The organism is Cupriavidus necator (genome assembly GCF_040578825.1).
GTDB lineage: Bacteria > Pseudomonadota > Gammaproteobacteria > Burkholderiales > Burkholderiaceae > Cupriavidus > Cupriavidus necator_E.
In genome coordinates this window covers 19,965-46,724 of sequence record NZ_JBEFLI010000028.1, presented here as the reverse complement: position 1 = coordinate 46,724, position 26,760 = coordinate 19,965, and the positions used below count along the sequence as shown (strand labels likewise).

At 64.8% G+C, this 26,760-nt stretch carries 30 protein-coding genes and 1 pseudogene; 18 read left to right on the top strand and 13 right to left on the bottom strand.

Annotated features, from left to right (window positions below; translation table 11 throughout):
* The first annotated feature begins 34 nt into the window (after window positions 1-34).
* Window positions 35-1,018 carry a tripartite tricarboxylate transporter substrate binding protein gene (locus tag AB1I47_RS15835; RefSeq protein WP_354684690.1) on the top strand — a complete coding sequence of 328 codons (984 nt, stop codon included), beginning with the start codon at window positions 35-37 and terminating at the stop codon, window positions 1,016-1,018.
* 120 nt (window positions 1,019-1,138) lie between these two features.
* Complete coding sequence (locus AB1I47_RS15830) at window positions 1,139-2,170, top strand: LacI family DNA-binding transcriptional regulator (RefSeq protein WP_354684689.1); 1,032 nt, start codon at window positions 1,139-1,141, stop codon at window positions 2,168-2,170.
* Window positions 2,171-2,237: 67 nt separating this feature from the next.
* Here the strand turns inward: AB1I47_RS15830 and AB1I47_RS15825 are convergent, their stop codons facing one another.
* On the bottom strand, window positions 2,238-3,872 hold the full coding sequence (locus tag AB1I47_RS15825) for a sigma 54-interacting transcriptional regulator (protein WP_354684688.1): 1,635 nt from the start codon (window positions 3,870-3,872) through the stop codon (window positions 2,238-2,240).
* 327 nt (window positions 3,873-4,199) lie between these two features.
* On the opposite strand from AB1I47_RS15825, the gene AB1I47_RS15820 reads away from it, so the two are divergent.
* From AB1I47_RS15820 to catA, 7 genes are read left to right on the top strand one after another with little or no spacing between them, the layout of a single operon-like run.
* Window positions 4,200-4,451: a phenol hydroxylase subunit gene (locus tag AB1I47_RS15820; RefSeq protein ID WP_354684687.1), complete on the top strand. Its 252-nt coding sequence runs from the start codon at window positions 4,200-4,202 to the stop codon at window positions 4,449-4,451.
* Between the two features lie 27 nt (window positions 4,452-4,478).
* Window positions 4,479-5,489 (top strand): aromatic/alkene monooxygenase hydroxylase subunit beta, encoded by a 1,011-nt coding sequence (locus AB1I47_RS15815; RefSeq protein WP_354684686.1) that lies wholly within the window; start codon window positions 4,479-4,481, stop codon window positions 5,487-5,489.
* The gene (locus AB1I47_RS15810) at window positions 5,486-5,758 is read left to right on the top strand and encodes an MmoB/DmpM family protein (protein ID WP_354684685.1); all 273 of its coding nucleotides are present in this window, start codon (window positions 5,486-5,488) and stop codon (window positions 5,756-5,758) included. Before AB1I47_RS15815 ends, AB1I47_RS15810 begins: the two co-directional genes overlap by 4 nt.
* Window positions 5,759-5,786: 28 nt before the next feature.
* Complete coding sequence (locus AB1I47_RS15805; RefSeq protein WP_354684684.1) at window positions 5,787-7,331, top strand: aromatic/alkene/methane monooxygenase hydroxylase/oxygenase subunit alpha; 1,545 nt, start codon at window positions 5,787-5,789, stop codon at window positions 7,329-7,331.
* A gap of 12 nt (window positions 7,332-7,343) precedes the next feature.
* A complete protein-coding gene (locus AB1I47_RS15800) occupies window positions 7,344-7,706 on the top strand; it encodes a phenol hydroxylase subunit P4 (protein ID WP_354684683.1) in 363 nt (120 codons plus the stop codon).
* Between the two features lie 22 nt (window positions 7,707-7,728).
* Window positions 7,729-8,790 (top strand): NADH:ubiquinone reductase (Na(+)-transporting) subunit F, encoded by a 1,062-nt coding sequence (locus AB1I47_RS15795; RefSeq protein ID WP_354684682.1) that lies wholly within the window; start codon window positions 7,729-7,731, stop codon window positions 8,788-8,790.
* Window positions 8,791-8,815: 25 nt separating this feature from the next.
* Complete coding sequence (gene catA / locus AB1I47_RS15790; protein ID WP_354684681.1) at window positions 8,816-9,733, top strand: catechol 1,2-dioxygenase; 918 nt, start codon at window positions 8,816-8,818, stop codon at window positions 9,731-9,733.
* Between the two features lie 96 nt (window positions 9,734-9,829).
* On the opposite strand, the gene AB1I47_RS15785 is transcribed toward catA, so the two are convergent.
* Together AB1I47_RS15785 and AB1I47_RS15780 are read right to left on the bottom strand one after the other, a co-directional pair.
* Window positions 9,830-10,570 carry a hypothetical protein gene (locus AB1I47_RS15785; protein WP_354684680.1) on the bottom strand — a complete coding sequence of 247 codons (741 nt, stop codon included), beginning with the start codon at window positions 10,568-10,570 and terminating at the stop codon, window positions 9,830-9,832.
* A 224-nt stretch (window positions 10,571-10,794) separates the two neighbouring features.
* Entirely contained in the window at window positions 10,795-11,214 is a 420-nt protein-coding gene (locus tag AB1I47_RS15780) for a PEGA domain-containing protein (RefSeq protein ID WP_354684679.1), read from the bottom strand.
* 59 nt (window positions 11,215-11,273) lie between these two features.
* On the opposite strand from AB1I47_RS15780, the gene AB1I47_RS15775 reads away from it, so the two are divergent.
* Entirely contained in the window at window positions 11,274-11,588 is a 315-nt protein-coding gene (locus AB1I47_RS15775) for a DUF3616 domain-containing protein (protein WP_354684721.1), read from the top strand.
* Between the two features lie 166 nt (window positions 11,589-11,754).
* Here AB1I47_RS15775 and AB1I47_RS15770 read toward each other — a convergent pair whose 3' ends face one another.
* The 6 genes from AB1I47_RS15770 to AB1I47_RS15745 all read right to left on the bottom strand — a co-directional run bounded on the left by AB1I47_RS15770 (window position 11,755) and on the right by AB1I47_RS15745 (window position 17,608).
* A complete protein-coding gene (locus tag AB1I47_RS15770) occupies window positions 11,755-13,056 on the bottom strand; it encodes a UDP-N-acetylglucosamine 1-carboxyvinyltransferase (RefSeq protein ID WP_354684678.1) in 1,302 nt (433 codons plus the stop codon).
* Between the two features lie 239 nt (window positions 13,057-13,295).
* Window positions 13,296-13,697, bottom strand: coding sequence for a hypothetical protein (locus AB1I47_RS15765; RefSeq protein WP_354684677.1), 402 nt, complete (start codon window positions 13,695-13,697; stop codon window positions 13,296-13,298).
* A 322-nt stretch (window positions 13,698-14,019) separates the two neighbouring features.
* On the bottom strand, window positions 14,020-14,592 hold the full coding sequence (locus tag AB1I47_RS15760; protein WP_354684676.1) for a hypothetical protein: 573 nt from the start codon (window positions 14,590-14,592) through the stop codon (window positions 14,020-14,022).
* A 141-nt stretch (window positions 14,593-14,733) separates the two neighbouring features.
* Window positions 14,734-14,958, bottom strand: a complete 225-nt coding sequence (locus tag AB1I47_RS15755) for a DUF3820 family protein (protein ID WP_354684675.1) — start codon at window positions 14,956-14,958, stop codon at window positions 14,734-14,736.
* A 74-nt stretch (window positions 14,959-15,032) separates the two neighbouring features.
* Complete coding sequence (locus AB1I47_RS15750; RefSeq protein ID WP_354684674.1) at window positions 15,033-15,920, bottom strand: IclR family transcriptional regulator; 888 nt, start codon at window positions 15,918-15,920, stop codon at window positions 15,033-15,035.
* Between the two features lie 122 nt (window positions 15,921-16,042).
* The gene (locus AB1I47_RS15745) at window positions 16,043-17,608 is read right to left on the bottom strand and encodes a class I adenylate-forming enzyme family protein (protein WP_354684673.1); all 1,566 of its coding nucleotides are present in this window, start codon (window positions 17,606-17,608) and stop codon (window positions 16,043-16,045) included.
* 180 nt (window positions 17,609-17,788) lie between these two features.
* Here AB1I47_RS15745 and AB1I47_RS15740 point away from each other — a divergent pair, with 180 nt between their 5' ends.
* Window positions 17,789-18,517 (top strand): SDR family oxidoreductase, encoded by a 729-nt coding sequence (locus tag AB1I47_RS15740; RefSeq protein ID WP_354684672.1) that lies wholly within the window; start codon window positions 17,789-17,791, stop codon window positions 18,515-18,517.
* 189 nt (window positions 18,518-18,706) lie between these two features.
* On the opposite strand, the gene AB1I47_RS15735 is transcribed toward AB1I47_RS15740, so the two are convergent.
* A complete protein-coding gene (locus AB1I47_RS15735) occupies window positions 18,707-19,324 on the bottom strand; it encodes a 2-hydroxychromene-2-carboxylate isomerase (RefSeq protein ID WP_354684720.1) in 618 nt (205 codons plus the stop codon).
* 345 nt (window positions 19,325-19,669) lie between these two features.
* On the opposite strand from AB1I47_RS15735, the gene AB1I47_RS15730 reads away from it, so the two are divergent.
* Window positions 19,670-20,080 (top strand): RidA family protein, encoded by a 411-nt coding sequence (locus AB1I47_RS15730; protein WP_354684671.1) that lies wholly within the window; start codon window positions 19,670-19,672, stop codon window positions 20,078-20,080.
* Between the two features lie 15 nt (window positions 20,081-20,095).
* Here the strand turns inward: AB1I47_RS15730 and AB1I47_RS15725 are convergent, their stop codons facing one another.
* Window positions 20,096-21,001 carry a LysR substrate-binding domain-containing protein gene (locus AB1I47_RS15725; RefSeq protein ID WP_354684670.1) on the bottom strand — a complete coding sequence of 302 codons (906 nt, stop codon included), beginning with the start codon at window positions 20,999-21,001 and terminating at the stop codon, window positions 20,096-20,098.
* A gap of 283 nt (window positions 21,002-21,284) precedes the next feature.
* Here AB1I47_RS15725 and AB1I47_RS33850 point away from each other — a divergent pair, with 283 nt between their 5' ends.
* The 4 genes from AB1I47_RS33850 (at window position 21,285) to AB1I47_RS15705 (ending at window position 23,491) form a co-directional block, all read left to right on the top strand.
* The gene (locus AB1I47_RS33850) at window positions 21,285-21,593 is read left to right on the top strand and encodes a hypothetical protein (protein ID WP_407935848.1); all 309 of its coding nucleotides are present in this window, start codon (window positions 21,285-21,287) and stop codon (window positions 21,591-21,593) included.
* Window positions 21,530-22,063 (top strand): PLP-dependent aminotransferase family protein, encoded by a 534-nt coding sequence (locus tag AB1I47_RS15715; protein ID WP_354684669.1) that lies wholly within the window; start codon window positions 21,530-21,532, stop codon window positions 22,061-22,063. Before AB1I47_RS33850 ends, AB1I47_RS15715 begins: the two co-directional genes overlap by 64 nt.
* A gap of 37 nt (window positions 22,064-22,100) precedes the next feature.
* Entirely contained in the window at window positions 22,101-22,226 is a 126-nt protein-coding gene (locus AB1I47_RS15710) for a hypothetical protein (RefSeq protein ID WP_354684668.1), read from the top strand.
* A 161-nt stretch (window positions 22,227-22,387) separates the two neighbouring features.
* Window positions 22,388-23,491, top strand: a complete 1,104-nt coding sequence (locus AB1I47_RS15705) for a mandelate racemase/muconate lactonizing enzyme family protein (RefSeq protein ID WP_354684667.1) — start codon at window positions 22,388-22,390, stop codon at window positions 23,489-23,491.
* A gap of 28 nt (window positions 23,492-23,519) precedes the next feature.
* Here AB1I47_RS15705 and AB1I47_RS15700 read toward each other — a convergent pair whose 3' ends face one another.
* A complete protein-coding gene (locus tag AB1I47_RS15700; protein WP_354684666.1) occupies window positions 23,520-24,419 on the bottom strand; it encodes a LysR substrate-binding domain-containing protein in 900 nt (299 codons plus the stop codon).
* A 145-nt stretch (window positions 24,420-24,564) separates the two neighbouring features.
* On the opposite strand from AB1I47_RS15700, the gene AB1I47_RS15695 reads away from it, so the two are divergent.
* A complete protein-coding gene (locus tag AB1I47_RS15695; RefSeq protein WP_354684665.1) occupies window positions 24,565-24,963 on the top strand; it encodes a RidA family protein in 399 nt (132 codons plus the stop codon).
* A gap of 25 nt (window positions 24,964-24,988) precedes the next feature.
* On the opposite strand, the gene AB1I47_RS15690 is transcribed toward AB1I47_RS15695, so the two are convergent.
* The gene (locus AB1I47_RS15690) at window positions 24,989-25,423 is read right to left on the bottom strand and encodes a VOC family protein (RefSeq protein WP_354684664.1); all 435 of its coding nucleotides are present in this window, start codon (window positions 25,421-25,423) and stop codon (window positions 24,989-24,991) included.
* A gap of 135 nt (window positions 25,424-25,558) precedes the next feature.
* Between AB1I47_RS15690 and AB1I47_RS33845 the strand changes: the two are divergent.
* Window positions 25,559-26,614: pseudogene (locus AB1I47_RS33845) on the top strand (LysR family transcriptional regulator).
* Window positions 26,615-26,760 lie beyond the last annotated feature (146 nt).

The following is a 26,760-nucleotide window of genomic DNA, read 5'->3' as shown; positions in this document are numbered from 1 at the left end:
ACCCGCGCTCGTTCCGGCAGTGAGGAGACAAAGAATGATCCGATCCATCCAACGCACCGTGCTGTTCCTGACGTCTTCGTTGATGCTGGCGGCCGCACCCGTCGCCAACGCGCAACCGCAGTACCCGACCAAGCCGATCCGGCTGGTGGTGCCGTTCTCGGCGGGCAGCGCCACCGATATCCTGGCGCGCATCATCGGCACCAAGATGGGCGAGGGCGGCACCTACCAGGTGATCGTCGACAACCGGCCCGGCGCGGGCGGCACGGTCGGCGCCACCGGCGTGGCCAAGGCGGCGCCGGACGGCTACACGCTGATCCTGGTGTCGGTAGGCCATGCCATCAATGCCACGCTGTACCCCAGGCTCGCCTATGACACGGTAAAGGACTTCACGCCGGTCTCGATGGTGGCGACGGTGCCCAACGTGCTGGTGGTCAACGCCGCCAGCAAGTACAAGTCGGTGCGCGACGTGGTGGCGGCCGCCAAGGCGACGCCGGGTGCGCTCAACTTCGACTCGGCCGGCTCCGGCAGCTCCACCCACCTGAGCGGCGAGATGTTCAGGATCCAGGCGGGCATCGACATCGTCCATATCCCGTACAAGGGGACGGGCGAAGCGCTGACTGACGTGATGGCCGGCCGCGGCGACATGATGTTCGCGCCCACGGTATCGGCAATGCCTTTCGTCAGGCAGGGCAAGCTGCGCGCGCTGGCGGTCACCACCGCCAGGCGGGCCAGCGCGTTGCCGGATATTCCGACGGTGGCGGAGTCTGGGTACCCCGGCTACGCGTTCGACTCGTGGTTCGGCATCCTGGCGCCCGCGGGCACGCCGAAGGAGATTGTCGATGCGCTCAATGCCGAGATCGGCAAGGCCCTGGCCGCGCCCGACGTGCGCGAGCGCCTGGCCGCGCAGGGCGCCGAGCCCAGGCGCTCGTCGCCGCAGGAATTCGCCGCCTATATCCAGTCGGAGATCGGCAAGCTGGCACCGGTGGTCAGGCAATCCGGAGCCACGCCGGGGCAATAGCGGCAGGCGTTGGCACGGCGTGCCGGCGCGGATGGCAGGGCCGCGGCGGCGCAAGAGAGCGGCTGGCTTAAAATGGCGCATTCCTGTCCTTCACGGCGATCCGCCGCTACCCCTGCCGCCATGCCCGAGCGCAAGCGCCTCACCCTCAAAGACCTGGCTGCCGAGATCGACGTGCATTACTCGACCGTCTCGCGAGTGATGAACCCGGCCACGCGGCACCTGGTGGCGGAAGAGGTGGCGGCCCGCATCCTGGAGGTAGCCGAGGCGCGCGGCTTCCGCCCCAACCGCATCGCGGCCGGGTTGCGCACCCAGCGCTCCGGGCTGGTCGGCGTGGTGCTGCCGGATATTGCCAACCCCGTGTTCCCGCCGATCCTCGCGGGGATCGAATCCGTGCTGGCGCAGCAAGGCTATGTGCCGATCGTCGTCAACGCCGGTACCGACAAGAGCCGCCAGCGCTTTGTGATCGACCAGATGCTGGGCAGGCAGGTCGAAGGGCTGGTACTCGCCACGGCCGAACGCGACGATCCCATCCTCGACTACTGCCTGAAGCAGCATATCCCCGTGGTCACGGTCAACCGCGGCGAAGGCACCGGCCGGGTCTCGTGCGTGGTCAGCGACAACCTGCTGGCCATGCGGCTGACGGTCGACCACTTGTTTGCGCTGGGTCATCGCCGCATCGGCCATATCGCCGGCCCGGCGTCGCTGTCCACCGGCTTCCTGCGCCGCGAGGGCTTTATGCAGGCGGTCAGGCGCCACCGGCTGCGGCGCGGCGAATGGCAGGTCGTGGAAGCCGCCAGCTATTCGCGCGAAGCCGGCCGCAGCGCCTGCGCGCAGCTCTTTGACGCCTTCCCGGAGGTGACCGCCATCGCCGCCGGCAATGACCTGGTGGCGATGGGCTGCTACGACTACCTGCGCGAGCAGGGCCTGCGCTGTCCTGACGACGTTTCCGTCGTCGGCCACAACGACATGCCCTTTGTCGACGCGCTGACGCCGCCGCTGACCACGGTGCGGATCGCGGTGCACGAGATGGGCGAGGAAGCGGCGCGGCTGCTGCTGCGCAAGATCGACAAGCCGGGGTCGGACGCGGTGACGGTGGAACTGACGCCGCAGTTGATCGTGCGGGGATCAACGGGGAAGCCACGCAGCGAATAGCTGCCGCCTGCGGACGCAACCACGCCGCGTCGCGACTCCGCCGCAACCGGCGCGCATTGCCATCGCGCTATTTCTTCAGGCGATAGGCAAGCTGTGGCCGTGTAATCCCCAGCATCCGCGCCGCCGAAGACAGATTGCCGCGCGTGGTGGCGATCGCCAGCTCCATCAGCTTTGCCTCGATCTGCGGCAGCGAGACCTGCTGGTTGAGCAGTTTCTCGATCAGTGCGTCGGCATCTTCGCTCGGCTCCGGACACCCCGCGGCCTGCTGGCTGGCGAACAGGTGCGCCACGTCGATGATCCCGGTGGCGGGCGCCAGCAGCACGCCACGCTCGATCATGTTCTCGAGTTCGCGAATGTTGCCTGGCCACGGATACTGGATCAGTGCATCGCGCGCCCGCGAGGTCAGCCCGCGCACCTGCTTCTGGTACAGCGCGTTGAAGCGCTGGATAAATGCCTGCGCCAGCTCGGCAATGTCTTCCTTGCGCTCGCGCAGTGCCGGGATCGGGACCGGATAGGTGCTGATGCGGTAGAACAGGTCGGCCCGAAACTGTCCCTGCCTGATCGCCTGCGCCAGGTTGACGTTGGTTGCCGCGATCAGCCGCACATTGACCTTGCGTGGCGTCACGCCGCCGAGCCGTTCGATCTCGTTGTTCTGCAGCACGCGCAGCAGCTTGACCTGCGCGGCCAGCGGCAGGTCGCCGACCTCGTCCAGAAACAGCGTGCCGCCGTGGGCGCGCTCGAAACGGCCCGGGCGTGTCTGCTGCGCGCCGGTGTAAGCGCCTTTCTCCACGCCGAACAGCTCCGATTCGATCAGCTCGTGCGGGATCGCCGCGCAATTGACCGCGATAAACGGCTGCTCGCTGCGCGGGCCGTGGTCATGGAGCCAGCGGGCGAACATCTCTTTGCCGGCGCCGGTCTCGCCGGTCAGCAACACAGTAATGTGGCTGTCGGCCGCGGCCGACAGCAGGTTGAACGCCTCGCGAAACGCCGGCGACTGGCCGATCAGGTTGCCCTGGTTGGCGCCGCACAGCGTCTCGCGCAGCGTGCTGACCTCGTGCTGCAACGTGAGCAGATCGCTGATGACGGAGTCGGGCTCGAAGTACTTCAGGTACTCGGGGTCATTCCACACTTCGGCGGGCTTGCCGACGATGCGGCACAGATCGTCCCCGCGCCGCTGGCATTCGGTTTCCTTGTAGATGACCAGGCGGTCCATGAACGTGCTGCTGTAGCCTGAGGCGTAGCCCAGCTGCACCCAGCATCCGGCTTCCTCGCGCGGCAATGCCTCCATCACCGGCGCCTCGCCCTCCCAGGAATCCTGCCAGAGGAATTCGCCGTAGAAGTGCCCGGTGGCGCGGTCGATTTCCAGACGCACCGGGTCTACGCGGGTCACGCCTTCGAGCATATGGAGTTGCGGCCCCCACAGGAAGGCGTCGTTAGGCGAACGGGCCAGCTCTTCACTGCGCTCGCGCTTGACCATTTCCGCATCGCGCATGCCTTGCGCATAGCCCATGCGGATCAACAGGCCCTTGCCGCGCTCCACGCCCAGCGTATCGAGGATTTCCTTGCGCAGGTAGCTCAGCGCTTCCGTGTGCATCAGCACCATGCGCGATTCGCCCAGGCGGATCTGTGCGGCCTTGGCGTCGATCGTCAGCAGCGAGGCCAGGTCAAACGGCTCTTGCTGCTGCTTTGGGGGCGTTGTCATGCTGTTCCTCCAGATTCCGCGGGCTTTGCGCCTCGTTTATGCGCGTAGCCTAGCACGGCAATCCGCAACCCCGGATAAGGGCATCAGGCGCCGCTGCACCGATGCTGCAGCGCAGCGTCCGGGGATTTGATCATTTGATCAAATCGGCTTGAATCACCTCATCAAATCATCAAGCAGGCTGGCGCCCGCAAGGCCTGCCGATTTCCCGCCAAGGCTTGTCCGGTAACGGTTTGCCCCGCATGGCACGCCGCTCGCTATAGATCCCGCACCTGACTTCCCACGCAAGACGCGCCCAACCACCGATGTGCGCCGCAACAGGAGCGAGAGATGGAACCACCCCGGCACCCCACGCCGCAACGACCCCGGCAGGACCAGCGCTATGTGCGCGTGACCGAGCGTGACGAGCGCTGGGTCGCGTTCGAGTTCTCGATCGGCGACCCGGAGATATTCGTGGAGCTGGTCATGCCGCCTGCGCAGTTCCGTCAGTTCTGCATCGATCAGTCGGCGGACGAACTGCCGGCCGTATGCCCGTCGTCCGCGCCCGCGCTCGGCAGAGACGAGCACGCCAACAGCCTTTGAATTCCTACAAGACCAGGAGACCCCACCATGCAAATCGATATCCGGACCGACGGCAGCGTCACGCCGATACGGCAGACCTTCGCGCATATCGCGCGCCGGCTCGGCGCTGACAAGCCCGCCACACGCTACCAGGAGGCGATGTACGACCTGCAGCCGGTCACCAGCTTCCACTACCGGCCGCTGTGGCAGCCGCAGTACGAGCTCTACGACGCGCGCCGCACGCGCGTGACGATGCAGGACTGGTACGCGCTCAAGGACCCGCGCCAGTTCTTCTACGGCAGCTACGTCAACGCCCGTGCGCGCCAGCAGGAGACGATGGAGAAGAACGTTGAGTTCGTCGACAAGCGCGGCCTGCTGAGCACGCTGCCGACCGAGGTGCGCGAACTGCTGACTACCGGCGTGGTGCCGCTGCGCCATGTCGAATGGGCGGCCAATATGAGCAATGCGTCGATCACCGGCTATGGCTTCGGCTCGGCCATCACGCAGGCGGCGATGTACCACACGATGGACCGGCTGGCGATTGCGCAGTACCTGACGCGCATCGGCCTGCTGATCGGCGACAAGGAAGCGGTGGACCAGGCCAAGACCGCGTGGCTGGAAGACATGGCCTGGCAGCCGCTGCGCCATGCCGTGGAAGACCTGATGGTGCGCGACGACTGGTTCGAGTTGCACGTCGCGCAAAACCTGGTGCTCGACGGCCTGCTCTATCCGCTGGTCTACCAGCAGTTCGACGCACGCCTGTCATCGGCCAGTCCGGCGTTTTCGCTTGTTACCGACTTCATGAGCGCCTGGTATGCCGAAACCGCGCGCTGGGTCGACGCCACGGTGAAAACCGCCGCACAGGAAAGCGCGCAGAACGCGGCAGTCATCGGTGAGTTTGCCTACGGCTGGCTCGACCGCTGCACGCACGCGCTGAGTCCGCTGGCGCACAAGCTGTTCGGCGCCGACGCCGACGCCGAACTTGCCAAGACAGTGGATGCCCTCGGCAAGCGCCTGGGCGGAATCGGCCTGGCACGCCAATATCGGAGCACACCATGAGCGACGCCATCGTATTCATCGCCCTGCAGGCCAACGACGACATGCGCCCTGTGATCGACGCCATTGAAGCCGACAACCCGCACGCCACCGTCCACCACTACCCGGCCATGGTCAAGATCGACGCGCCGGGACGGCTGGAAATCCGCCGCGCCAGCGTGGAAGAGCGCATCGGCCGTCCCTGGGACGTGCAGGAACTGCAGCTCGGCCTGATCTCGCTGGCCGGCAATATCGACGAAACCGAAGACCAGTTCGTACTGGCGTGGCGCTAAGCCAAACCGAATGCACAGGAGACAAGCCATGACAACCGCTACCGCCACGCGCCCCGCAAGCAAGCCGAAACTTTCGCTCAAGGAGAAATACGCTGTCCTGACCCGCGACCTCGGCTGGGACACCACTTACCAGCCGATGGACAAGGTGTTTCCGCACGACAAGTTCGAAGGCATCGTGATCCACGACTGGAACGGCTGGGAAGACCCGTTCCGGCTGACCATGGACGCGTACTGGAAATTCCAGTCGGAGAAGGAGCGCAAGCTCTACGCGATCATTGATGCGTTCCAGCAGAACAACGGCCAGCTCAACGTTACCGATGCGCGCTACGTCAATGCGCTGAAGCTGTTCCTGACCGGTGTATCACCGCTGGAATACGCGGCACACCGCGGTTTCGCGCTGGCTGGCCGCAACCTGCGCGGCGTCGGTGCGCGCGTGGCGTGCCAGATGCAGTCGATCGACGAGCTGCGCCACTGCCAGACGCAGATCCACACGATCAGCCACTACAACAAGTTCTTCAATGGCTTTTCCGACTGGCGCCACCTGCATGACCGGCTCTGGTACCTGTCGGTGCCGAAGTCGTACTTCGAGGATGCGATGACGGCGGGACCGTTCGAGTTCATCACGGCGATCTCGTTCTCGTTCGAATATGTGCTGACCAATCTTCTGTTCATGCCGTTCATGTCGGGCGCCGCCTACAACGGCGACATGGCGACGGTGACGTTCGGCTTCTCCGCACAGTCCGACGAATCGCGCCACATGACGCTGGGTCTGGAAGTGGTCAAGTTCATGCTCGAACAGGATCCCGCCAACCGGCCCATCATCCAGAAGTGGATCGACAAGTGGTTCTGGCGCGGCTACCGGCTGCTGACGCTGGTGGCGATGATGATGGACTACATGCTGCCCAAGCGCGTGATGAGCTGGAAGGAAGCGTGGGAGATCTACTTCGAGCAGAACGGCGGCGCGCTGTTTGCCGATCTGGCGCGCTATGGCATCCGCATGCCGAAGTACCACGAGCAGGCCGCGAAGGAAAAGGACCACCTGTCGCATATCGCCTGGTCGATCTTCTACAACTTCAACCACGCCGCCGCCATCCACACCTGGGTGCCCGATGCGCCGGAAATGCAGTGGCTGGCACAGAAGTATCCGGACAGCTTCGACCAGCACTACCGCCCGCGTTTCGATTACTGGAAGCAGCAACAGCAGGCGGGCCAGCGCTGGACCAACCCCGGCCTGCCGATGCTGTGCCAGGTGTGCCAGATCCCGATGGCATTCACGGAGCCAGACGACCCGACGCAGATCTGCTACCGGCATGCCGAGCATGACGGCGAGCACTACCACTTCTGCTCGGACGGCTGCCGCGACATCTTCCAGGACGAGCCCGAGAAGTACGTGCAGGCATGGCTGCCGGTCCACCAGATCTTCCAGGGCAACTGCGGCGGCGCCAAGCTGCCGGAAGTCCTCGACTGGTACCACCTCAAGCCGGAAGACCGTGGCGACTATGCCGATTCGCCCGATCGCGCGAACTGGCAGCGCTGGACCGGCAACACCGGCGACACCGGCAACGCATCGTAAGGAGACAGGAACATGCCAGTCATCGCATTGGAACCGGGTTATGCGGGCGAAGTCCGCGACCGCGTCGAGAACTTTCACGGCAACCAGCTCGTGTACTTCGGCTGGGACCAGCATCGGCTGTTCTGCAGCCCGTTCACGCTGCCGCTGCCGCCCGATATGCCGTTCGGCGCATTGCTTGCCGAGGTCATTGCGCCGTTGCTGGGCGCGCATCCGGAGGGGGCGCGGATCGACTGGATGCAGGTCCAGTGGCTGCGGGGCGATACCCCGTTCACCCCCGACCCAGAACGCAGCCTTGCTGACAACGGCCTGGGCCACAAGTCGCTGCTGCGCCTGCGCACACCGGGGCTGACCGGTATCGCCGGGTCGTACAACTGAACACTGCTGCAAGGAGGTTGTCATGAGCTACCAACTGACCATCGAACCGCTCGGGCAGACCATCGACATCGCCGAAGGCCAGACCGTTCTCGACGCCTGCCTGCGCGCCGGCGTGTGGCTGCCCCATGCGTGTGGCCACGGGCTGTGCGGGACCTGCAAGGTGCAGACGCTGGACGGCGAGATCGAGCACGGCGAGGCGTCGCCGTTCGCCCTGATGGACTTCGAGCGTGAAGAGGCCAAATGCCTGGCCTGCTGCGCCACGCCGATGTCCGACCTGACGATCGAGGCCGACATCGAACCGGAGCCCGACGCGCAATGCCTGCCGCTGATGGACTTCACCGCCGAGGTGACGCGCATCGAAGCGCTGACGCCGACCATCAAGGGCGTCTTCCTGCGCGTGGAAGGCGCCGAGGCGCTGCGCTTCCAGCCGGGGCAGTACGTCAATGTCTGGATCGGGCGCGAAGCCACGCCGCGCGCGTTCTCGATTGCCTCGGCGCCGTCGGCGGACGAGATCGAGCTGAACATCCGGCTGGTGCCGGGCGGCAGCGCGACCACCTATGTGCATGAGCAACTGGCCGTCGGCGAGCGTCTGCAGCTTTCCGGCCCGCTCGGCCGCTTCTTCGTGCGCAAGAGCGATCCGCGGCCGGTGCTGTTCATGGCGGGCGGATCGGGATTGTCCAGTCCGCGCTCGATGATCCTGGATTTGCTGGAAGCGGGCGATACCCGCCAGATCGTGTTGGTACAAGGCGCGCGTACCGTCGACGAACTCTATTACCGCGACGCCTTCGCGGCACTGGCCGCGCAGTATGACCACTTCACCTACCTGCCCGTGCTGTCGGCCGAGCCACAGCAAAGCGCATGGGCCGGAGAACGCGGCTATGTGCATGAAGTCGCCACGCGTTATTTCGGCCAAGACTTCCGCGGCTGGCGCGCCTACCTGTGCGGTCCGCCGCCGATGATCGAATCGTGCATTGCCGCGCTGATGCAGGGGCGCCTGTTCGAGAAAGACATCTTCACCGAGAAGTTCCTGTCGGCAGCCGATGCCAGCCAGGCCACCCGCAGTCCGCTGTTCCGCTCACTCTGAAGCCTTCCCACACAAGGAGACAACCATGGACAAGATCCAGATCGACGCCGTGCTGAACCGCATCGAGGCATCCACCGGCCAGCACGCCAATCCGCGTATCGCCGCCATCGTGCATCGCATGGTGCGCGACATGTTCTACATGATCGAAGACCTCGACATCCAGCCGGAAGAGTTCTGGTCCGGCCTGAACTACCTGGCCGAAGCCGGGCGCCTGGGCGAGCTCGGGCTGATCGCGCCGGGGCTGGGCTTCGACCACTTCCTGGACCTGCGCATGGACGAGGCCGAGGCCAGGGCCGGCATCGCGGGCGGCACGCCCCGCACCATCGAAGGCCCGCTCTATGTGGCCGGCGCACCGGTGGCACAAGGCGAGGCGCGGCTCGACGACGGTACCGATGAGGGCGAACTGCTGGTGATGGAAGGGCAGGTAAAGGACAGCGCCGGCAAACCGCTGGCGAATGCCGTGGTGGAAGTCTGGCACGCCAACTCGATGGGGAACTACTCATACTTCGACCCGACGCAAAGCGCCTTCAACCTGCGCCGCAGCATCGTGACCGACAGTGAAGGGCGCTACCGCTTCCGCAGCATCATGCCGGTGGGCTACAGCGTGCCGCCCAACGGCGCGACCGACCGCCTGCTCAAGCTGCTCGACCGCCACGGCACCCGCCCCGCGCATATCCATTTCTTCGTATCGGCACCGCGGCACCGCAAGCTGACCACGCAGATCAACATCGACGGTGACCCATACCTGTGGGACGACTTTGCGTTCGCCACGCGCGAAGGGCTTGTGCCGCCGGTCACGCGCGTCAGCGACAAGGCTGCAATGGATGCGGCCGGCGTGGATAAGCCGTTTGCCATGATCCGCTTCGATTTCACGCTGCACGCGGATACCGCGAACGCGCCGCAGGCGGAGGTGGCGCGGCAACGGGCCGCGGCGACGGTGTAGGCGGCGGCTGGATTTGTGGGAGCAGGGCCGGACCTGGGCGGTCCGGTCTTTTTTCCTTTGTTATGGAGAGCCCGGCCAGAAGTTGTGCCGAATACGTTAGTCAGCCCGGTGCCACCGACCTGACTCGTGACGCACGCTGACCCTTTCATCATTCAGCCGGACTTGCTCCTCATGCACCTCCGGCGAGGTCGAAAGGTCAATGTCGAAGGCGACATTGAGCATCTGCGTGACATGGACATCCTCAATGGGAAGCTCCCAGGTCAGGAATAGCTGCGTGCAATCCTGGTCGGGGGGGAAGTCGGCCACATCAAAACCGCTGCTGCCGCGTTGAATGACCCCATGAGGCTGGCAGGTATCGAATATAAGAACCGAACCTCGGGTCAGGGGGATGCGAAGATCCAACGACGGAAAGTGTACGTCCTGCCCCTTGTCCTCGCTCAGGAAGAGATTGCAGAAGGCCGCACCGCCGTACTGCTCTCCGTCATGGTGATACCTCGCGCCGCGGCAAGCCATGAGAGCGACGTCACTGGAGGCAAGTACTCCGGGCAGTCCAAGCGTGCTTGTCCAATCCGACACTGCCTGCACGCAGTGCGAGTAGTCCGGCCAGCGTGCTCGTGCTCGTGCCAGAGGCAACACCTCAACATCCCCGGGTTCCAAGGTCATGCGGGACGATATCTCCCTGGCCCAATCCGCGAGCAGACGCGCTGGCGGCTCTGGCACGTCGACCGTGCCTGACAGCACGATGTCACTTACGCGCCGACTGCGGATGGCGTCGCCGCTCCAGAAATAAGAGGTCAGGAGGTTTTGGGGGTGGGGTTGCAGGGGAGGGTAGCTCATTCGTAGCAGTGTAATGCGGCTGCCTTGGTCGCCTTGCCATCGCGCCAGCGAACGGCTCTTTCCGACCTCCAACAGCCCTTCGATCCGAGTCTGCCTCTGCGCATTCGGGCGGAGCGCTTCTGCACTGATGTCCCAGTGCGGCAGGCCCCGCCGGTGACGCTCCCCATTTCCAAAAAATGCCGGCCACCTTGGGCCGGCATTACCGGACAACAGCGCGAAGCGATTTACTTCGGCGCAACGACCTCGCGGGCATTCTTCATGGCTTCAGGCGTCATGCTTTCCGTCGAGACGATCGTCAAGGATTGCGCTGAACCAGCGACGGTCTTCTCCGAAACATTCAACGTCGCGTTGACGGAATCCGGGAACGAATACATAGCACCTGTAGCCGGGTCAACGGCCAGCAAGCCAATTACGCCGCCAAACAGAATGTTCCCGATGTACCAGCCGTTGACTGTGCTGACGATGTCCAATTGCTTCGGCTCGTAACCTTCCTTCTTGACCTCGAGCTTATACGTTTCCGACTTGAAGTAACCGGCACCCCGCTTGAGTGTCAGCGTTACCGGGGTGGTGCCATTATGAACCTTTTCGCCAGCACGGTTGGTGACCGTGACGGCAGCCCCTTCCGGTACGCTCTTGATGGTCACGGGCTGCGTGCCGCCGCTCCTGCCGTGATCAAGGGCAAGGCCGCCGCGCGCGCGCGCCGATCCTGATTGACCTCGGGGGCCGAGGCATTCGTGGTATCGAGCGGGTGGGCAAGGAATACGTGATCGCCGCCGGCCCGGTGGCCGACGATGGGACGTTTGCGCTGTACCGATGGTCTGGCGTCAGCACGGATGCGCCCGTGGCATTCGGTACGGACGCCATCGCCGGCATGAAGCCCGAGGGCCTGTTTGCGCTGCCGGGCACGACGGCTGTCCGCATCCTCAGTGACGACGGCGACTTGCGGTACGGCGAGCGAGTGTGCAAGGATGTGCCGGCCGCCCGCAAGCAATTCCGCAACGTCGTCGTCACGCCATAGGCATCAGCCCGGTACGCCGGCCACCTGCAGCGTCAGCTTGGCCACGGTTCGCCATTCTGGTGGCGCACGGCCGCTTCGCGGCCAACTCGGTCATCCATCCGGGCTATGCCAAGCGGTGCTGGCAGGACCAGTACTAGCGCGCAACCAGCAGAATCGGCGCGACCGCTTATTCCTCGCTGGTCCACTCCACCTGCACCCCCAGGCTGCGCAGGTTCTCCACAAATCGCGGATGCGCGCGCCGGATCGGCGTGGCGTTGCGGATCTCGGAGCGGCCATCGATGCTGGCGGCCACCATGAACAGCGCGATCGCGACCCGGATGATGTAGGGGCTTTCGACCACCGCCGGCGTCAGCGGATTGCCGCCGAAGGTGATCAGCCGGTGCGGGTCGGACGAGAACACATGGGCGCCGAACTTCGACAGCTCGCCGGTCCAGCCGAGCGCGCCGTCGTAGATCTTGTTCCAGAACATCGCATTGCCCTGCGCGCGCACGCCCAGTGCGATGAAGATCGGCAGCAGGTCGACCGGGAAGTACGGCCACGGCGCTGCCTCGACCTTGGTCAGCACATTGCTGGTGAAGGGCGTCTGCACCTTCAGCGGACCGGGCCGCAGCGCGCGCGACCAGCCGTCTTCGTGCACCACCTGCACGCCGAACTTGGCGAAGGTGCGGTCGATCAGCGGGAAGTTGCCGGGCGTGCTGTTGCGCACTACCACGTCGCCGCCGGTGATTGCGCCGAGCGCAAGGAAGGTGGTGATCTCGTGAAAATCTTCCTCGAAAGTGAACTCGCCACCGCGCAGCCGCGCGCCGCCGCGCACCGTCAGGCGCGACGTGCCGATGCCGTCGATGTCGGCGCCCATCATCGCCATGAAGCGGCAGAACTCCTGCACGTGCGGCTCGGAGGCGGCGTTGGTCAGCGTCGATTCGCCTTGCGCCGCGGCCGCGCATAGCACGAAGTTCTCTGTGGTGGTCACCGAGGCATAGTCGAGCCAGTGGTGGGTCGGCTTCAGCGGCTCGCTGCTGCGCACCAGCAGCGAGCCGCTGGCGCGCTCCACCTCGCCGCCGAACGAGCGGAAGATGTCGACGTGCGGATCGATCTCGCGCACGCCCAGGGTGCAGCCCTTGACGTTGTCTTCGAGCCGCGCCACGCCGAACCGGGCCAGCAGCGGCGGCACCAGCATGATCGACGAGCGCATTTCCTCGGGCAGACGGTGCGCGGCGGGGTCGAACGCAGTGTCGCGATGGTGCAGGTCCAGCGTGCCGGTCGCGTCGTCCAGGTGAACGTCACTGCCCAGCGTGCGGAAAATATCGAGGATTTTGCGGACATCCGTAATGTCCGGCACGGCATGCAGGCGCAGCGGCTGGTCGGTCAGCAGCGTGGCGCACAGCACCGGCAGCACCGCGTTCTTGTTGGCCGAGGGAATGATGCGGCCGCGCAGGGGCGTGCCACCGTGGACGATGAGGTTGGACATGGGCGAGGAGGGGGCCGGGACGGTCAGGTGGCGGGAAAGGCAATTCGGTAAGGCAAATCGCAAAGGCGTCCGCCATTGTACTGTTCGCGCGCGGCGCAGGCCCTCGAGCCGCCGCGGAGGCGCCGTCGGCGCGGTCCGCTACGCGCGGACCAGCGCACCGCGCTGTCCGGCTACCGCCGGGCGTTGCGCTCCGGCGTAGCCGTCGTGATCAGACAGCGCGCGGGAAAGCTGACGGCCGCTCAGGCGCCGTCGAGGAAGGCGCTGCGTTGGCCCAGGCGCGTGCCGAGCGCATCGGGAGGCAGCGTCGTGTTGGCCGGGTCCAGCGACGGATCGGCGCTGCGGGACAGCGTCGGGTCGGCGGGTGCGGGCGCCATGCCCGGCTGCGCGGGCGGTACGCCAGCTTGCGCATACGGGTCGCGTGCGGCCGGCATCGTGCCCTGGGCCGTCGGCGCTGCGCCAGGCATGGCCTGCATGGGTTGGGTGGATTGCACCGGCTGTGCCGACTGCATCGGCTGGGTGGATTGCATCGGCTGAGTCATCGGCTGGGTCGGCTGAATGGGCTGGGCCTGCTGCGCGAACAGCGGGTAGGACGCGATCATTGCGCCAGCCATCAACAGGGATTTCGCCAGATGTTGCTTCATTCGTGTACCTCCTAGAACGCCTACAGGCATGTGAACAGTCACTGTAGCGCCGAGGCCTCTGACATTCTGTTCGATTTTGCAACGGTGATTTACCAGCCTTGCCATCGACGGCGAGGCGGGGTAAGTGCGCGCGTGGACCGCGGCGGCTGTGAAGGCGTAAGGCGCGAACCAGACCGTTTCCAGCCTGCGCGCGGCCAGTTTAGTCTTGCACGCCGAACAGTCTGTTCGATCCCGGCGCTGCTCGCCATGAAGGGACATGCGATTACGCTTGAAGTCAGACGCTTCCGAAATTGGAAGCAGTGACCGGTGCCGCGTGGGCCCACTACAGCGGCGCCGCCTGAGGCTGCGCCGCCGGCGTTACCGCAGCCGGCTTCTGCCCGCCAGCTCCGCTATACGCAAAATACTTTGCCTTGGCATTCCTGGCCCAGTACGCCACCGTGAAGTGCTTGCTGTCGCGCCCGTAGAGCAACTCCAGGCTGCCATTGGCCGCCACCCATTCTGCGTAGCCGTTCTCGGCATTGGCCTCGGTCTTTCGCCTGGCTTCATAGCGGGCGTCGAGCTTCTTGCGCACCTCGTCCATCACCGACCGGTCGAACGTTATCGTGACCAGCGCCACGGTGTCCTGCGCGTCGCAGTTCAGGGTCACGCGGCTGAGGCCGGGCAGTTGGAAGCGCTCCAGGTGTTTGAGTTCCACCGTGTCGCCGCCGGCCCATTCGGACTTGCCGGTTCTGGCGTGGTTCTGGGGCGGCGCCAGGCGCGAGCACCTGGCCTTGCCCAGTTCCAGTCCCAGCGGTGCCGCGGTGTTGCCCGGCGCTTCTGGCTGCGACGCAGGGGAGGCGGCGTGGGCGGAAATGGAGGCCAACAAAGCGGCGCAGAGCAGGGTGAGCTTCTTCATATTGAGGCTGGCGAGGGATTGCACGAACTGGAAGCGGATGGTCGCCGCAGATGCTACGGCCTCGGGACGTACCGCCTTTAGGGAAAGCGCGCAATGGTAGCCGGGATTGCGCGGATTCCGGCGGATTTGGCGAATCCGGTGCTATGTCCGTCCGCGCAATGGCTTGAGCAGATGGGCCAGCCCGTTATGGTCGAGTTCGTGCATCAGCGCCAGCAGCGCGCCGATCTGTCCGGGCGGAAAGCCTTCGCGGGCAAACCAGTTCAGGTAATTGCCAGGCAGGTCGGCAATCACCGTGCCCTTGTGTTTCCCGAACGGCATGGTGACGGTAACCAGCCGCTTCAGGGCGTCGGCGTCGAGGTTGGTCATGGCAGCGTGAAGTCGGAAGGCTCAACGCTACCACAGCCTGTTTTCGCCGGGCCAGGCGACACCGCGCCATCCGCTCATTGCGAAGACCGCATCGCAGCCCGTTGCGCACGCGGCTCACTGACTGCCTGGCCCAGGCTGCGCTCGATTTCCCGAACCGTCTCGAGCAGCCTAGGACGAATTTCTTCATGCAGCCGAGCCACCGGAAAATAACCCGCGGCACCGGCCACGCTGATCGCCATTGGCGGCAGGCCACGGCCGGGCCATATCGGCGTGGCGATGCCATGCACCTCCTTGACCCAACTCCCCGCCGCGGTGACGCAGCGGGTGCCGCGATATTCCTCGACGGCCTGCAGGATGCCATGCTCGATGGCTGGCCAGTTGGCTTCGTCGAGGTCGCGGATCCGCTCCATCAGGTCGGCGCGCTCGCTCGCCGGCAGGGCCGCCAGCAATGCCCGGCCCGCCGCTGTCGTGCCCAGCGGAATGCGCGAGCCGACGTCCAGGCTCAGCGTCACGATCGACGTGCTGCGGCAGCATTCCAGGTAGAGCATCGAAAGCCGGTCGCGCGTGGCCAGCGCGACCACGGCCCCGCTTTCGGCGGCAAGCCTCTGCAAAAACGGCCGGGCCGCCTGGCGCACGTCGAGATTGACCAGCATCGAACTGCCCAGCGCGGCGGTAGCGGTACCGAGGCGGTACTTGCCGCTATCGGGAACAAGATGCAGGTAACCGAGCTTCGTCAGCGTGTAGGTCAGCCGGGTAACGGTGGATTTGGGCAGGCCGCAGCGTTCGGCAATCTCGTGGTTGGCCAGGAAACTGTCGCCGCTGCGAAAGCAGCTCAGCACTTCAAGTCCCCGCGCCAGCGCTGTGACGAAATGCCGGTCCTGGTTTTCATCCGCGGCGATATCCTCAATCTCGGACTCGCTCACGGACGCGATCTTGTCTTCGGTGTCTTTCCTTGTTGCCATGCTGTCTGTGCCTCCGGGAGCGATGCGGCCGTCATGCCAGGTATCGCTCGCGTTTTGCTCTGGTGGATTCCGGTCAAGCCGGACAAATTAGCACAGCCGCCGCTGCCTGCCTTTTTCGTCTTCTACAGAACGATTTGCCGTTCGTCCGCCTGCCGTGCGGCCAGCTGCTTGATTTCATGCTTGAGCAATTTTCCGGTCGGTGCCGCGGGCAGTTGTGTCATGGCGCGAATCTCCGACGGCATCTTGTACGGGGACAGCCGGGCACGCAGATAGGCAATCAGCGCGTCACGCTCCGGCGGGATGCCGGCAGCCAGTTCCACGAAAGCCACCACTTCCTCGTTCCCCTCCACCTGGCGCCCGACCACGGCCGACTGCACGATGGCCGGATGGCTGTTTAGTACCTGTTCGACTTCGACGGGATAAACGTTGAAGCCGGAACAGATAATCAACTCCTTGGTCCGTCCGACGATATGGAGCGATCCGTCGGCGCCCTGGCGCGCCATGTCGCCGGTATTGAACCAACCATCGGCATTGATGGCCGCGCGCGTCAACTCTTCGGCACGGTAATAGCCTTTCATCAGGTTCGGGCCCCGGACCCACAATTCGCCGGCCTCGCCGGGGCTGACATCGCCACCGCCGGCAAGATCGACGATTCGGATTTCCACGCCCGGGACCGGATGGCCGACCGAGCAATCGTCGCGCGGGGACTCCAGCCGTGTCTGCGCCACCGTCGGCGACATCTCCGTGAGCCCGTAGCCGTTCTGCAGCGGCATGCCAAACGCGGCTTCAACGGCCTGCTTCAGCTCCGGTGTGAGGGGGGATCCCGCCGTGCCCAGAATGCGCAGGCCGTGATCCGCCACGGACGTGCCAGTGCGGGCACACCAGTCCAGCAGCCGCGCATACATCGCCGGCACGCCGATCAGTATGGAAAGCCTGCGCGCCTGCAGCACGGCACATAGCGCCTCGGGCGAGAACCGTTCTTCGAGCTGCAGGCAGCAGCCGCAGGCCAGCGACCCGATCAGTTGCGACGACAGCCCGACCACATGGGCCATTGGCAAGACCCCATAGACGGTGTCGGCGGGACCCAGGCGGCGTAGCTGGCTGGAGAGGTCCGCCATATGCAGCAGGCTGGCATGCGTCAGCATGACCCCCTTGGGCTGTCCGGAGGTGCCGGAGGTGTAGATCATCGCGGCAACCTGTTCCTGCGGATCGTCGCTGACCGGCTCAGCGCGGGCGTCGGGGTTCAACGGCCCCACGGCCAGCTCTCCGATATGGGACCAGGCGCAAATCGTTGCCCCCGCGCGCGCGGCGTGCGCCTTCGCATCCTTGGACACCTGCGCGGCATACAAGGTGCGGCGCGCGCCGGAATGCTCGATAAACGTATCGATTTCGCGCGCCGACAAGCGGGCGTTGACCACCACGGCCCAGGCATCGCATTGGCTCGCGGCCAGCACCAGTACCGCAAGCGCTGCACAATTTTCTGCCACGAGCAGCAGCCGGTCGCCCGGCTCGACGCCAAGCTGGCGAAGCTGCGTGGCGGCGGCGCGGACCGCCACGTCGAGTTCGGCATAGGTCAGTATGTGGGCGCGATCCCGGAGTGCCGGGGCGTCAGGGATGCGGTCGACCCATGGGGCGATGACCTGATGGATGCGGCGATAGCGCCATGGCGGCGTGGCTTGGTCGTTCATCCGGCGTGTCTCCTTGTTTTTAAACTGCAATGCAGTCTATCATTCCGTTATGCGGGTCGCAATGTCGCCCAAATCTGCACATAAGCGAGAAAATTCTCGTTGACTCTGCCCGCTGTTCTTCCATGATGAACCGCAATGCAGCACATTGTTCCGAAAAAATATCGCTAAAAGGAGACAGCCATGACCGACAGGAAAGCCGTACTCGTGATCGGCGCCGGGGATGCAACCGGCGGCGCCATCGCCCGGCGTTTTGCGCGCGAGGGGTATATCGCCTGCGTCACGCGCCGCAATGCCGAAAAGCTGGCCCCGCTGGTCGCCCAGATCGAAGCCGAAGGCGGCGTCGCTCATGCTTTCGGTTCGGACGCTCGCAAAGAGGAGGAAATGACAGCGCTGGTGCGGGAGATTGAAACCAGTATCGCGCCGATCGAGGTCGCCATTTTCAATATCGGCGCCAATGTCCGCTTCGATATCGTCGATACCACCGCTCGCGTGTACTACAAGGTATGGGAAATGGCCTGCTTTGCCGGCTTCCTGATGGGGCGCGAGGCCGCCCGCGTGATGCTGCCGCGCGGCCGCGGCTCGATCTTCTTTACCGGCGCGACCGCCAGCCTGCGCGGGCGCGCCGGATTTTCGGCGTTCGCCGGGGCCAAGCACGGCCTGCGGGCGCTGGCGCAGTCGATGGCCAAGGAACTCGGGCCGCAGGGCATCCATGTCGCGCATCCCATCATCGACGGCGCCATCGATACCGAATTCATCCGCGAGAACTTCCCGGAACGCTACGCGCTGAAGGACCGCGAAGGCATTCTCAACCCGGAACATATCGCGGATGCCTACTGGATGCTGCACCAGCAGCCACGCGACGCCTGGACGCATGAGCTCGACCTGCGCCCGTGGATCGAAGCGTGGTAACCCATCCCTTCTGATCGCCGCCGGGACGGTGGTGCGATCGGGCACCACTTTCTGATTCAGGCGGCTCTTCGCGGTTTAAAAAAACGAGCGGACTCTGTCAATGAAGAGGCGCAAGTACAACTAGGACGGCGCCTGAGCTTGCCGTTGTGGCCGGCAGTATCGATGCGATGCACTGCCGGCCGCGCAACGTCAGCTTGCCTTGACGCGCTCGATTTCCTCTTCGACATCGCGCAGGCTGTCTTTCCCGAAGTAGATTTCGTCATTGACGAAGAAGGTGGGAGAGCCGAATGCGCCACGATCGAATGACTGCTGCGTATTCTTGAACAGCGTTTCCTTGACGAGCGGGTCGCTCATCCGTTCCAGGATGCGCGCCCCGTCGGGGCCGGCATCGCGCAGCACCTGTTCGATGATCGCCGGATCGTCCATTTTCTTTTCCTGCTCCCACATCGCGGCGAACACCGTTTCGACATACGACTCGAAACCGCCCTCGAGCTTTGCCGCGACGGCGCCGCGCATGATCTGCAGCGTATTGACCGGGAAATGCGGGTTGTGTTGATACGCGTGCAGCCCGTGTTTTTCAACGAAGCGCCTGATCTCCAGCTTGCCGTATTCCGGCTTGTTCCTGATGCCCGCGAACGCTTCCGCGGGCGAGCGATTGCCGGTCAGCCGGAACAGGCCGCCCAGCAGGATCGGCACGTATTCAAAGCGGGCACCGGTGCGTTGTTCGATGGCGGGAATGACTTTGTGCGAGAAGTAGGCATTGGGACTGCCAAAGTCGAAATGGAACTGGACAGCAGGCATGCTCATTGGGGTGTCTCCTTGTGTTTGCCAGGGCGTCCCGCCTTCCGCTCGGAGGCGAGTTCTGTTTGCAGAACAAAGTACTGCAACGCGGTTTCGCTTGGCAAGGGATTGACGGCCAAATACGACAGTTCTGCGCGCCAAGACGGCTTTTGCCAAGTAGTTGTTCCACGATGCAGTCCGCTGCGATCGGCGAGAGTTCAATATGCGCATTCGCCCCCTGGATGACCTGAACTCATGCATCGGCTGAGAAATGACCATTTGTGCGTGGCTACGCGAGCTTGGACACTTGCGCTAGCCGATGGCATCGCCAGTCGTCGGATGCATTCCACTAACCATCCACAGGAGCAAGACATGCGACACGAACAAGTCCACACCGACCCCGATCCCTACGCACCGTATTTGCTGTCGCAAGCCATCCGGGCCGGCGGCTTCCTGTTTGTGTCCGGCCAGGCGGCAGTCGGCGACGATGGCGGCATCGTCGGCCGGGGCGATTTCGATGCGCAGGCGCAGCAGGCGTTCAGCAACCTCGAGCGCGCGCTGCAAGCAGGCGGCTCGTCACTGGGCCGTGTGGTGAAGGTCACCGTCTTCCTGACCTCGATGGCGTACGTTGACAAGATGGTCGAGCTGCGCCGCAAGTGGTTCTCCGCCCCATATCCGGCCGAAACCATGGTCGAGGTCTCGGCGTTGTACTCGCCGGACGCGATGATCGAGATCGAAGCGATTGCGCTCGCCGACGACGCAGCGAGCCTCAGGTACGCCTGACCCTTAGCAGAACCTTTACGTGCGATCTTCCATCGGAGAAAGCGAGAGCATCCAGCCCTTGAACACCTCCAGCGCTTCCGATTGTTTCGCCGCATTGGGATAAGCGAAGTAATACCCCTGACGCACGTCCAGGCTGCGGTCGACCGGAATCACGAGCTGCCCTTTCTTCAGCTCTTGTTCGATCAGGATTTGCGGAACCAGCGCAACGGCGATGCCCGAGATCGCGGCAACCGTCGCCATGGTGTGAAGTTCGTAGCGAGGGCCCCGTGACGCATTGATCGTGTATTGCCAGCCTTGCGCGGCATACCAGTCACGCCAGGCGTTGGCCCGGGTATTCAGGTGCAGGTGCCGTACGGTGGCAAATCCCTGCTGGCAGGTCAGGTCGTGTTGCCGGGCGAAGTCCGGGCTGCAGACGGGCACCATCGGCCCTTCCCTGAACAGGAATACCCCTGCCGTGTCCGGCCAGAACTGATCACCGAAGTAAATCGCGGCGTCGTAAGGGCATTCCTGGAAGGAGAACATCGAGGTTCGCGACGACAGGTTCACCGTAATGCCAGGATGCAGCCGCGCGAAATCCGCCAGACGAGGGATCAGCCATTGGGTCGCGAAGGTGGGCACCACCGCGATTTCGAGGATATAGCCCATGTCCCGGCCGGCACTCAGCTCAAGCGTGTCGCGTTGGATCTGATCGAGATGGCGCCTGATCCGGCCCGCATACTCCCGGCCGACATCCGTCAGCACCAGCCGCTTGCGAACCCGTGAGAACAGCGGCACCCCCAGGCGCTGTTCGAGCGCGGCGACTTGCCGCCCGACCGCGCTTTGCGTCAACGCCAGTTCATCGGCGGCGCGGGTAAAGCTGCCAAGCCGGGCCGACGCTTCGAACGCTTGCAGCGCGGCAAGGTTGGGGATGTCCTTTCTCATGATTCAACAACTTCCGGTTTCGTCTGTGGGGGCGGGGCGCTTTGTCGACGCACGATCCTCGGGCGGCCGTCGGCAGGCGGTGCAGCATTTTGAGAGCGCAATGGCGGGTTGTCACCAGGAAGAGATTCATGGTGCACACATATGGTAATGCCTCGGCCGTTGGCTGGCGCCTTACATCTGCATGCCGCGCACAATGTTGTGAGCAATTAACGCTTGTTGGGCCAATCGCGCGAGTTTTATTCTTCATTGGTCCAACGGACACCGGGCATCCAACAGATATCCGTTGACGAACCTGCCACGCACCCCCGGCCGATTTTCCGTTCGTTTCTGCTGGTTCCTGCGCAATATCGGGGAACTGCTGCGCGTGGGCGACGACGCGCCCGATATCGGGCTGGTCGAGCCGGGGGATATGTACCTGGCGACGCCGGCCGGCGAGGCCATCCTGCGCGAGAACTACGCCGTGCAGAAGGCGCATGACGTGCAGGTCGAGCTGATGACGCCGCAGCGCTCAGCGGCGGGGATGACGCATTGCGGGACCGGATCATTTATCTCGGCAGCCTTTCGAAGACGGTTGCGCCTGGCCTGCGGATAGGCTGGATGGCGGCGCATCCCGACGTGATTCGCCGCGCGGTGATCGCCAAGCAGGCTTCGGACCTGTGCACGCCACCGTGGATCCAGGCAGCCATGGCCTTGTATCTGCGGTCCGGTTATCTCGATGCGCAGATCGGCCGGATCGTTTCGGCCTACCGGGTCAAGCGCGACGCCATGGTCGAGGCACTCGACAAGCAGCTTGGTGGCGCCCTGGCGTTCTCCGCGCCTGAGGGCGGCATGTTCGTCCGGGCGTCGCTGCCGCAGGGAACGGACTCGGCAGCGCTGCTCAGGCACGCCATCGACGAGAAAGTGCTGTTCGTTCCTGGGAAGGCTTTCTACACAGGCAACGCGATGCACGCGACGCTGCGGCTTTCCTTCGCAACGCCGTCGATCGAGGACATCGAAGTTGGCGTTGGACGTCTCGCGACTGCCGTATCCCGGTTGAACGATGTGTTGGCAGACCGCCCCTGACAGCGCTGCTGCACCGAGGCAGCCCACCGCTGCCGACATGCTGCATCACATCCGCGCTTCCGTGAAAAAAATACGTCGCGAAGCCGCTACGGAGATCGATAGCGGCGCATTCGCGGTGGAACGCTGCCTGGCGAACCTGCTCAGGCATGCGATCGTCGCGTGAACCAGGCCACCACGTCGATACTCCCACCGCCTATACTCGACGCACCCGTGCATGCCATACACGCGCCTGCCTCATCACGCCCGCGGCCGCCATAGACGCCCAGGCACTGGCCCGGCATCTCGCGCACCAGCGCAGAGCGGAGCAAGCGCAAAGGACCACTCATGAAGATCGCCGCCATCGAACCCATCGTGCTACGCGTGCCGTTTTCAGTCGGCGGTGTGTCCGCCGCCGGGGTCTGGGGCGGCGCCGGAATGCAGGCCGCCGACTCGCTGCTGGTCAAGGTAACGACCGACGACGGCCTGGTCGGCTGGGGGGAGACCTTCGGTTTTATCGGCGTCCCCATAGTCAAGGCCGCGATTGAGCAGATGCTGGCCCCCGCCTGCGTGGGCAAGGACGCGACGCGGATCGAAGCACTCATCCTCGAACTGGAGCAGCGTTTCCATGTCTTCGGACGCAGTGGCGCAATCCGCTATGGGCTGTCGGCCATCGATATCGCCCTGTGGGACATCTGCGGCAAGGCAGCCGGCCAGCCGGTTCACCGGCTCCTGGGCGGCGCGCGCAGGGAGCGCCTGCCTGCGTACGCCAGCCTGATACGGTATGCGGACCGCGAGGCGATCGCTGCCAACGTCAATCGCGCCCTCGAAGACGGCTACCGGAGCCTGAAGCTGCACGAAGTCGATCCCGGGGTAATCCGGGCCGCCCGCGACGCCGCGGGTGCCGATATCGAGATCACGCTAGACGTGAACTGTCCGTGGACCCTGCGCGAGGCGATCGACATGGCGCGAGAACTGGCGCCGTTGTCGCTGAGATGGCTGGAAGAACCCCTCTGGCCACCAGAGAATTACGCGGGACTGGCGGCGCTGCGTCAACGGTGCGGCATACCGATCGCCGCCGGAGAGAACGCCTCCACGCTGACAGATTTCCACCACCTGCTCGAAGCAGGCGCCGTCGATTTCCTCCAACCGAGCCCGTCGAAGATGGGCGGTATCAGCGCGCTGCGCAAGGTATTTGCACTGGCCGATGCGCACAACACCCAGATGATGGTGCACACGTTTTACGACGGCCCTGGCCTGCTGGCCAGCATTCATGCCACGGCTGCCCTGGGCGATGGGGCCACCATGATCGAATGGCGCTACTTCGATATGGAAGCCAGCCTCCTTGGCGACGCCATGACGCCGAAAGACGGCATGGTGGCAGTCCCCAATGGGCCCGGCCTCGGCATCGACCCGGATCAGCAGGTCATTCAGCGCTATCGCATTGCATGAGAAGGCGTGGCCAACGCTCGGTTGAGCGCTACCGGCCATCCGATCCAGGAAACGTCGCCTTCACCCACTCGCTCAATAGCCGTGTCGCCGGCCGGTCCGCGGCGCGCGGGCTATAGACCAGGTCATACCGGAAGCTTTCGAGTGCAAGCGGAAAGGGCTGGACCAGCACGCCCGAGGCAAGCTCTTCCGCCACCAGCGTCAGGCTAAGCAATCCCACCCCTTGCCCGGCAACGGTGGCCTGCACCGCGTGAATCTCTTCAGTAAAGGCCAGCCCCGCCTCAGGGTCCGGCACCTCGATGCCCGCAGGCGCCAGCCATTGCCGCCACACCAGCGCGCGCTCGTCATCCCGCGCGCCGGGTCCCCATTCGAAGTGGATCAGCGTGGCGCGCTTCAGGTCCGCGGCCGAGCGCAGCTTCAGGCTGGGACTGCAGACCGGCGCGAAGCGGTCGCGGAACAAGGGCTCGACCACCAGCCCGGGATAGTTGCCGGTGCCGTAGCGGATGGCAGCGTCCGCGTCGCTGTCAAGGTCGACGATCTGATCCGAGGCATCCAGGCGCAGCGTCCAGTCGGGATGCGCTGCGCGGAACTGCCCGGCTCGCGGTGCAAGCCGCCTGGCCATGAAGGCGACCGTCGAGGTCAGCGTCGCGACATTCGCCTGCCTGGCGCGCCGCACCGACAGCACCGCGCGTTCCATCCCATCGAGGCCGTCACGGATCGCCGGGAACAGCAGGTGCCCGGCTGCCGTCAGCCGGACCTTCCGGGTCTGGCGCTCGAACAGCTTCACGCCCAGTAGTTCTTCCAGCAAGCGGATCTGGTGGCTGACCGCCGTCGGCGTCACGCTGAGTTCATCGGCGGCGTGCTTGAAGCTGGCGCGCCGGGCGGCGGCCTCGAAGGCGCGCAGCGCGCTCAGCGGGGGAAGTTTGCGCATGGGGGCTCCATAGATGACACCAACTCATCCGTCGACTGAGAAATGACCATTTGTTCGCGGCTGTAGGCGCTCACATACTGCGCTCACGCCGATGGCATTGCCAGCCGTCGGATGAATTCTACTAAACCATGCACAGGAGCAGCCCATGCGACTCGAACAAGTCCACACCCATCCCGACCCCTACGCGCCGTACTTGCTGTCGCAAGCCATCCGGGCCGGCGGCTTCTTATTCGTGTCCGGCCAGGCGGCAGTCGGCGACGATGGCGCCATCGTCGGGCGGGGGGATTTCGATGCGCAGGCGCAGCAGGCGTTCAGCAACCTCGAGCGTGCGCTGCAGGCGGGCGGCTCGTCACTCGGCCGCGTGGTGAAGGTGACCATCTTCCTGACCTCGATGGCGCACTTCGGCAAGATTGTCGAGCTGCGCCGCAAGTGGTTCGCGGCGCCGTATCCGGCCGACACCATTGTCGAGGTGTCGGCCCTGTACTCGCCGGACGCGATGATCGAGATCGAAGCGATTGCGCTGGCCGATCAGGCGGCGAGCTAAGGCGGCGGGCGGCCGCCAGACTGATTTACTTGGCGAACAGCAACGCGATATTGGCGAACGCCTTCAGTTCCAACGCATTGCCCGACGGGTCCAGGAAGAACATGGTGGCCTGCTCGCCCACCTCGCCCTTGAAGCGGATATGCGGTTCGATGATGAACTGCAGGCCCGCGGCCTTCAGCTTGTCGGCAGCCGCCTGCCAGTCGGGCATCGGCAGCACCACGCCGAAGTGGCGCACCGGCACGGCATCGCCGTCTACCGCACTGGTCTTGCTGTGGCCGCATTCTTCCGGCGCCAGGTGGGCGACGATCTGGTGGCCATAGAAGTTGAAATCGACCCAGTCATCCGTGCTGCGGCCTTCGGGACAGCCCAGCAGGTCGCCGTAGAACGCGCGCGCACTGGCGATGCTGTGCACGGGGAAGGCCAGGTGGAACGGGGGCAGGACGGCAGTGGATGCGCTCATGGTGTGGAGACTTTCTGGCAATGGAGGTTGTGGGGGAGGCCCGCCTCGGGCCCGGAGCCACAGTCTATGCATGACGAACCACAATAAAAAGCGATATATTTTTGCCATTACCTCCACGGAAATTGATGAATCGCCATGTTGCGAGAACTGCGCACCTTTATCGCCGTCGCTCGCCACGGCACCTTTGCCAATGCCGGCGCGCGCATTGGCCTGACCCAGTCGGCGGTCAGTGCGCAGATCCAGCGGCTGGAATCGGAACTGGGTTTCGCGCTGTTCGACCGTACCGGCCGCTCGGCGCGCCTGAACAGCGCCGGCCGCGAAACGCTGGCGCTGGCCGAAGAGCTGATCGTGCTGTACGAACGGATCGGCCACCAGGGCCTTGATATCCAGGGCTCGGGCATGGTCCGCATCGGCGCTATTGCCTCCGCGCAAGCGACCTTCCTGCCCGATGCCATTGCCGGGTTCCGGGCCGAACTGCCCGGCTGCCGCGTGCGCATGTGCCGGGCGTCTCGCTAAGCCTGCTCGGCCAGGTCGATGCCGGCGAGATCGATATCGCCGTGATGATCCGCCCGCCCTATGCGCTGCCCGCCGAACTGGAGTGGCGAGCGCTGTTGAGTGAACCCTTCGAACTGCTGGCACCGGCGCCTCTTGGGGCCTTCGCCGCCGCCTTCACCGCCTGCTCCCCGATGGCGGTGGCGCGCTTACCAGAGGCGTTATTGGCCAGACCTTGGTAGAGGTCGTACTCCGAAGTTTCCTCTCGGTCGCTATCCAGGGCCCCTGACCTTTTTAGTCGCCTCGTAGATCCCCACAACGTCCTTGCTGGCCGGCGCGGACTGGCGCGAGGTGATCGCCACGGCGCCGTTTATCCGCTATGACCGGGCGTCTTTCGGCGGCCGGCAGGTTGACCAGTTCCTGCGCAAGCAGCGGATTACGCCACGGGAAGCCATTGAGCTCGATGAACTGGAGGGAGCCGTGCAACTGGTGGCGCGCGGGTTGGGTGTGGCGCTGCTGCCCCGCATGCCCGGCGGCGGCGAACGGCCGTCAACCGTTGCCGCACTGTCGCTTGGCGACGATACGTTCTATCGCGAGGTGGGGCTGGTGGAGCGCGCGCGTCATAGCCGGCAGCCGGTGGCCAGCCGGCTGGCGGAGCATATCGGCAAGGCGGCCGCGGCGATGGTGTCGGCCGTATGACGGCTGAATTACCTCCGTGGCAGGCCAGCGCGTTGTTCCTGGATGCCGCGCGCCAGGGGACGGAAGCAATCCCGGCGCGCAAATCTACCGATTTTGTAAAGCAGCAAGGACTGAAATCGCCGTGAGCTCGCTACCGGCGTTCGCCC

Coding starts and splice junctions, on each gene's coding strand:
- AB1I47_RS15835 (WP_354684690.1), top strand. CDS start 35: ATGATCCGATCCATCCAACGCACCGTGCTGTTCCTGACGTCTTCGTTG.
- AB1I47_RS15830 (WP_354684689.1), top strand. CDS start 1,139: ATGCCCGAGCGCAAGCGCCTCACCCTCAAAGACCTGGCTGCCGAGATC.
- AB1I47_RS15825 (WP_354684688.1), bottom strand. CDS start 3,872: ATGACAACGCCCCCAAAGCAGCAGCAAGAGCCGTTTGACCTGGCCTCG.
- AB1I47_RS15820 (WP_354684687.1), top strand. CDS start 4,200: ATGGAACCACCCCGGCACCCCACGCCGCAACGACCCCGGCAGGACCAG.
- AB1I47_RS15815 (WP_354684686.1), top strand. CDS start 4,479: ATGCAAATCGATATCCGGACCGACGGCAGCGTCACGCCGATACGGCAG.
- AB1I47_RS15810 (WP_354684685.1), top strand. CDS start 5,486: ATGAGCGACGCCATCGTATTCATCGCCCTGCAGGCCAACGACGACATG.
- AB1I47_RS15805 (WP_354684684.1), top strand. CDS start 5,787: ATGACAACCGCTACCGCCACGCGCCCCGCAAGCAAGCCGAAACTTTCG.
- AB1I47_RS15800 (WP_354684683.1), top strand. CDS start 7,344: ATGCCAGTCATCGCATTGGAACCGGGTTATGCGGGCGAAGTCCGCGAC.
- AB1I47_RS15795 (WP_354684682.1), top strand. CDS start 7,729: ATGAGCTACCAACTGACCATCGAACCGCTCGGGCAGACCATCGACATC.
- catA (WP_354684681.1), top strand. CDS start 8,816: ATGGACAAGATCCAGATCGACGCCGTGCTGAACCGCATCGAGGCATCC.
- AB1I47_RS15785 (WP_354684680.1), bottom strand. CDS start 10,570: ATGAGCTACCCTCCCCTGCAACCCCACCCCCAAAACCTCCTGACCTCT.
- AB1I47_RS15770 (WP_354684678.1), bottom strand. CDS start 13,056: ATGTCCAACCTCATCGTCCACGGTGGCACGCCCCTGCGCGGCCGCATC.
- AB1I47_RS15765 (WP_354684677.1), bottom strand. CDS start 13,697: ATGAAGCAACATCTGGCGAAATCCCTGTTGATGGCTGGCGCAATGATC.
- AB1I47_RS15760 (WP_354684676.1), bottom strand. CDS start 14,592: ATGAAGAAGCTCACCCTGCTCTGCGCCGCTTTGTTGGCCTCCATTTCC.
- AB1I47_RS15755 (WP_354684675.1), bottom strand. CDS start 14,958: ATGACCAACCTCGACGCCGACGCCCTGAAGCGGCTGGTTACCGTCACC.
- AB1I47_RS15750 (WP_354684674.1), bottom strand. CDS start 15,920: ATGGCAACAAGGAAAGACACCGAAGACAAGATCGCGTCCGTGAGCGAG.
- AB1I47_RS15745 (WP_354684673.1), bottom strand. CDS start 17,608: ATGAACGACCAAGCCACGCCGCCATGGCGCTATCGCCGCATCCATCAG.
- AB1I47_RS15740 (WP_354684672.1), top strand. CDS start 17,789: ATGACCGACAGGAAAGCCGTACTCGTGATCGGCGCCGGGGATGCAACC.
- AB1I47_RS15735 (WP_354684720.1), bottom strand. CDS start 19,324: ATGAGCATGCCTGCTGTCCAGTTCCATTTCGACTTTGGCAGTCCCAAT.
- AB1I47_RS15730 (WP_354684671.1), top strand. CDS start 19,670: ATGCGACACGAACAAGTCCACACCGACCCCGATCCCTACGCACCGTAT.
- AB1I47_RS15725 (WP_354684670.1), bottom strand. CDS start 21,001: ATGAGAAAGGACATCCCCAACCTTGCCGCGCTGCAAGCGTTCGAAGCG.
- AB1I47_RS15710 (WP_354684668.1), top strand. CDS start 22,101: ATGCTGCATCACATCCGCGCTTCCGTGAAAAAAATACGTCGCGAAGCC.
- AB1I47_RS15705 (WP_354684667.1), top strand. CDS start 22,388: ATGAAGATCGCCGCCATCGAACCCATCGTGCTACGCGTGCCGTTTTCA.
- AB1I47_RS15700 (WP_354684666.1), bottom strand. CDS start 24,419: ATGCGCAAACTTCCCCCGCTGAGCGCGCTGCGCGCCTTCGAGGCCGCC.
- AB1I47_RS15695 (WP_354684665.1), top strand. CDS start 24,565: ATGCGACTCGAACAAGTCCACACCCATCCCGACCCCTACGCGCCGTAC.
- AB1I47_RS15690 (WP_354684664.1), bottom strand. CDS start 25,423: ATGAGCGCATCCACTGCCGTCCTGCCCCCGTTCCACCTGGCCTTCCCC.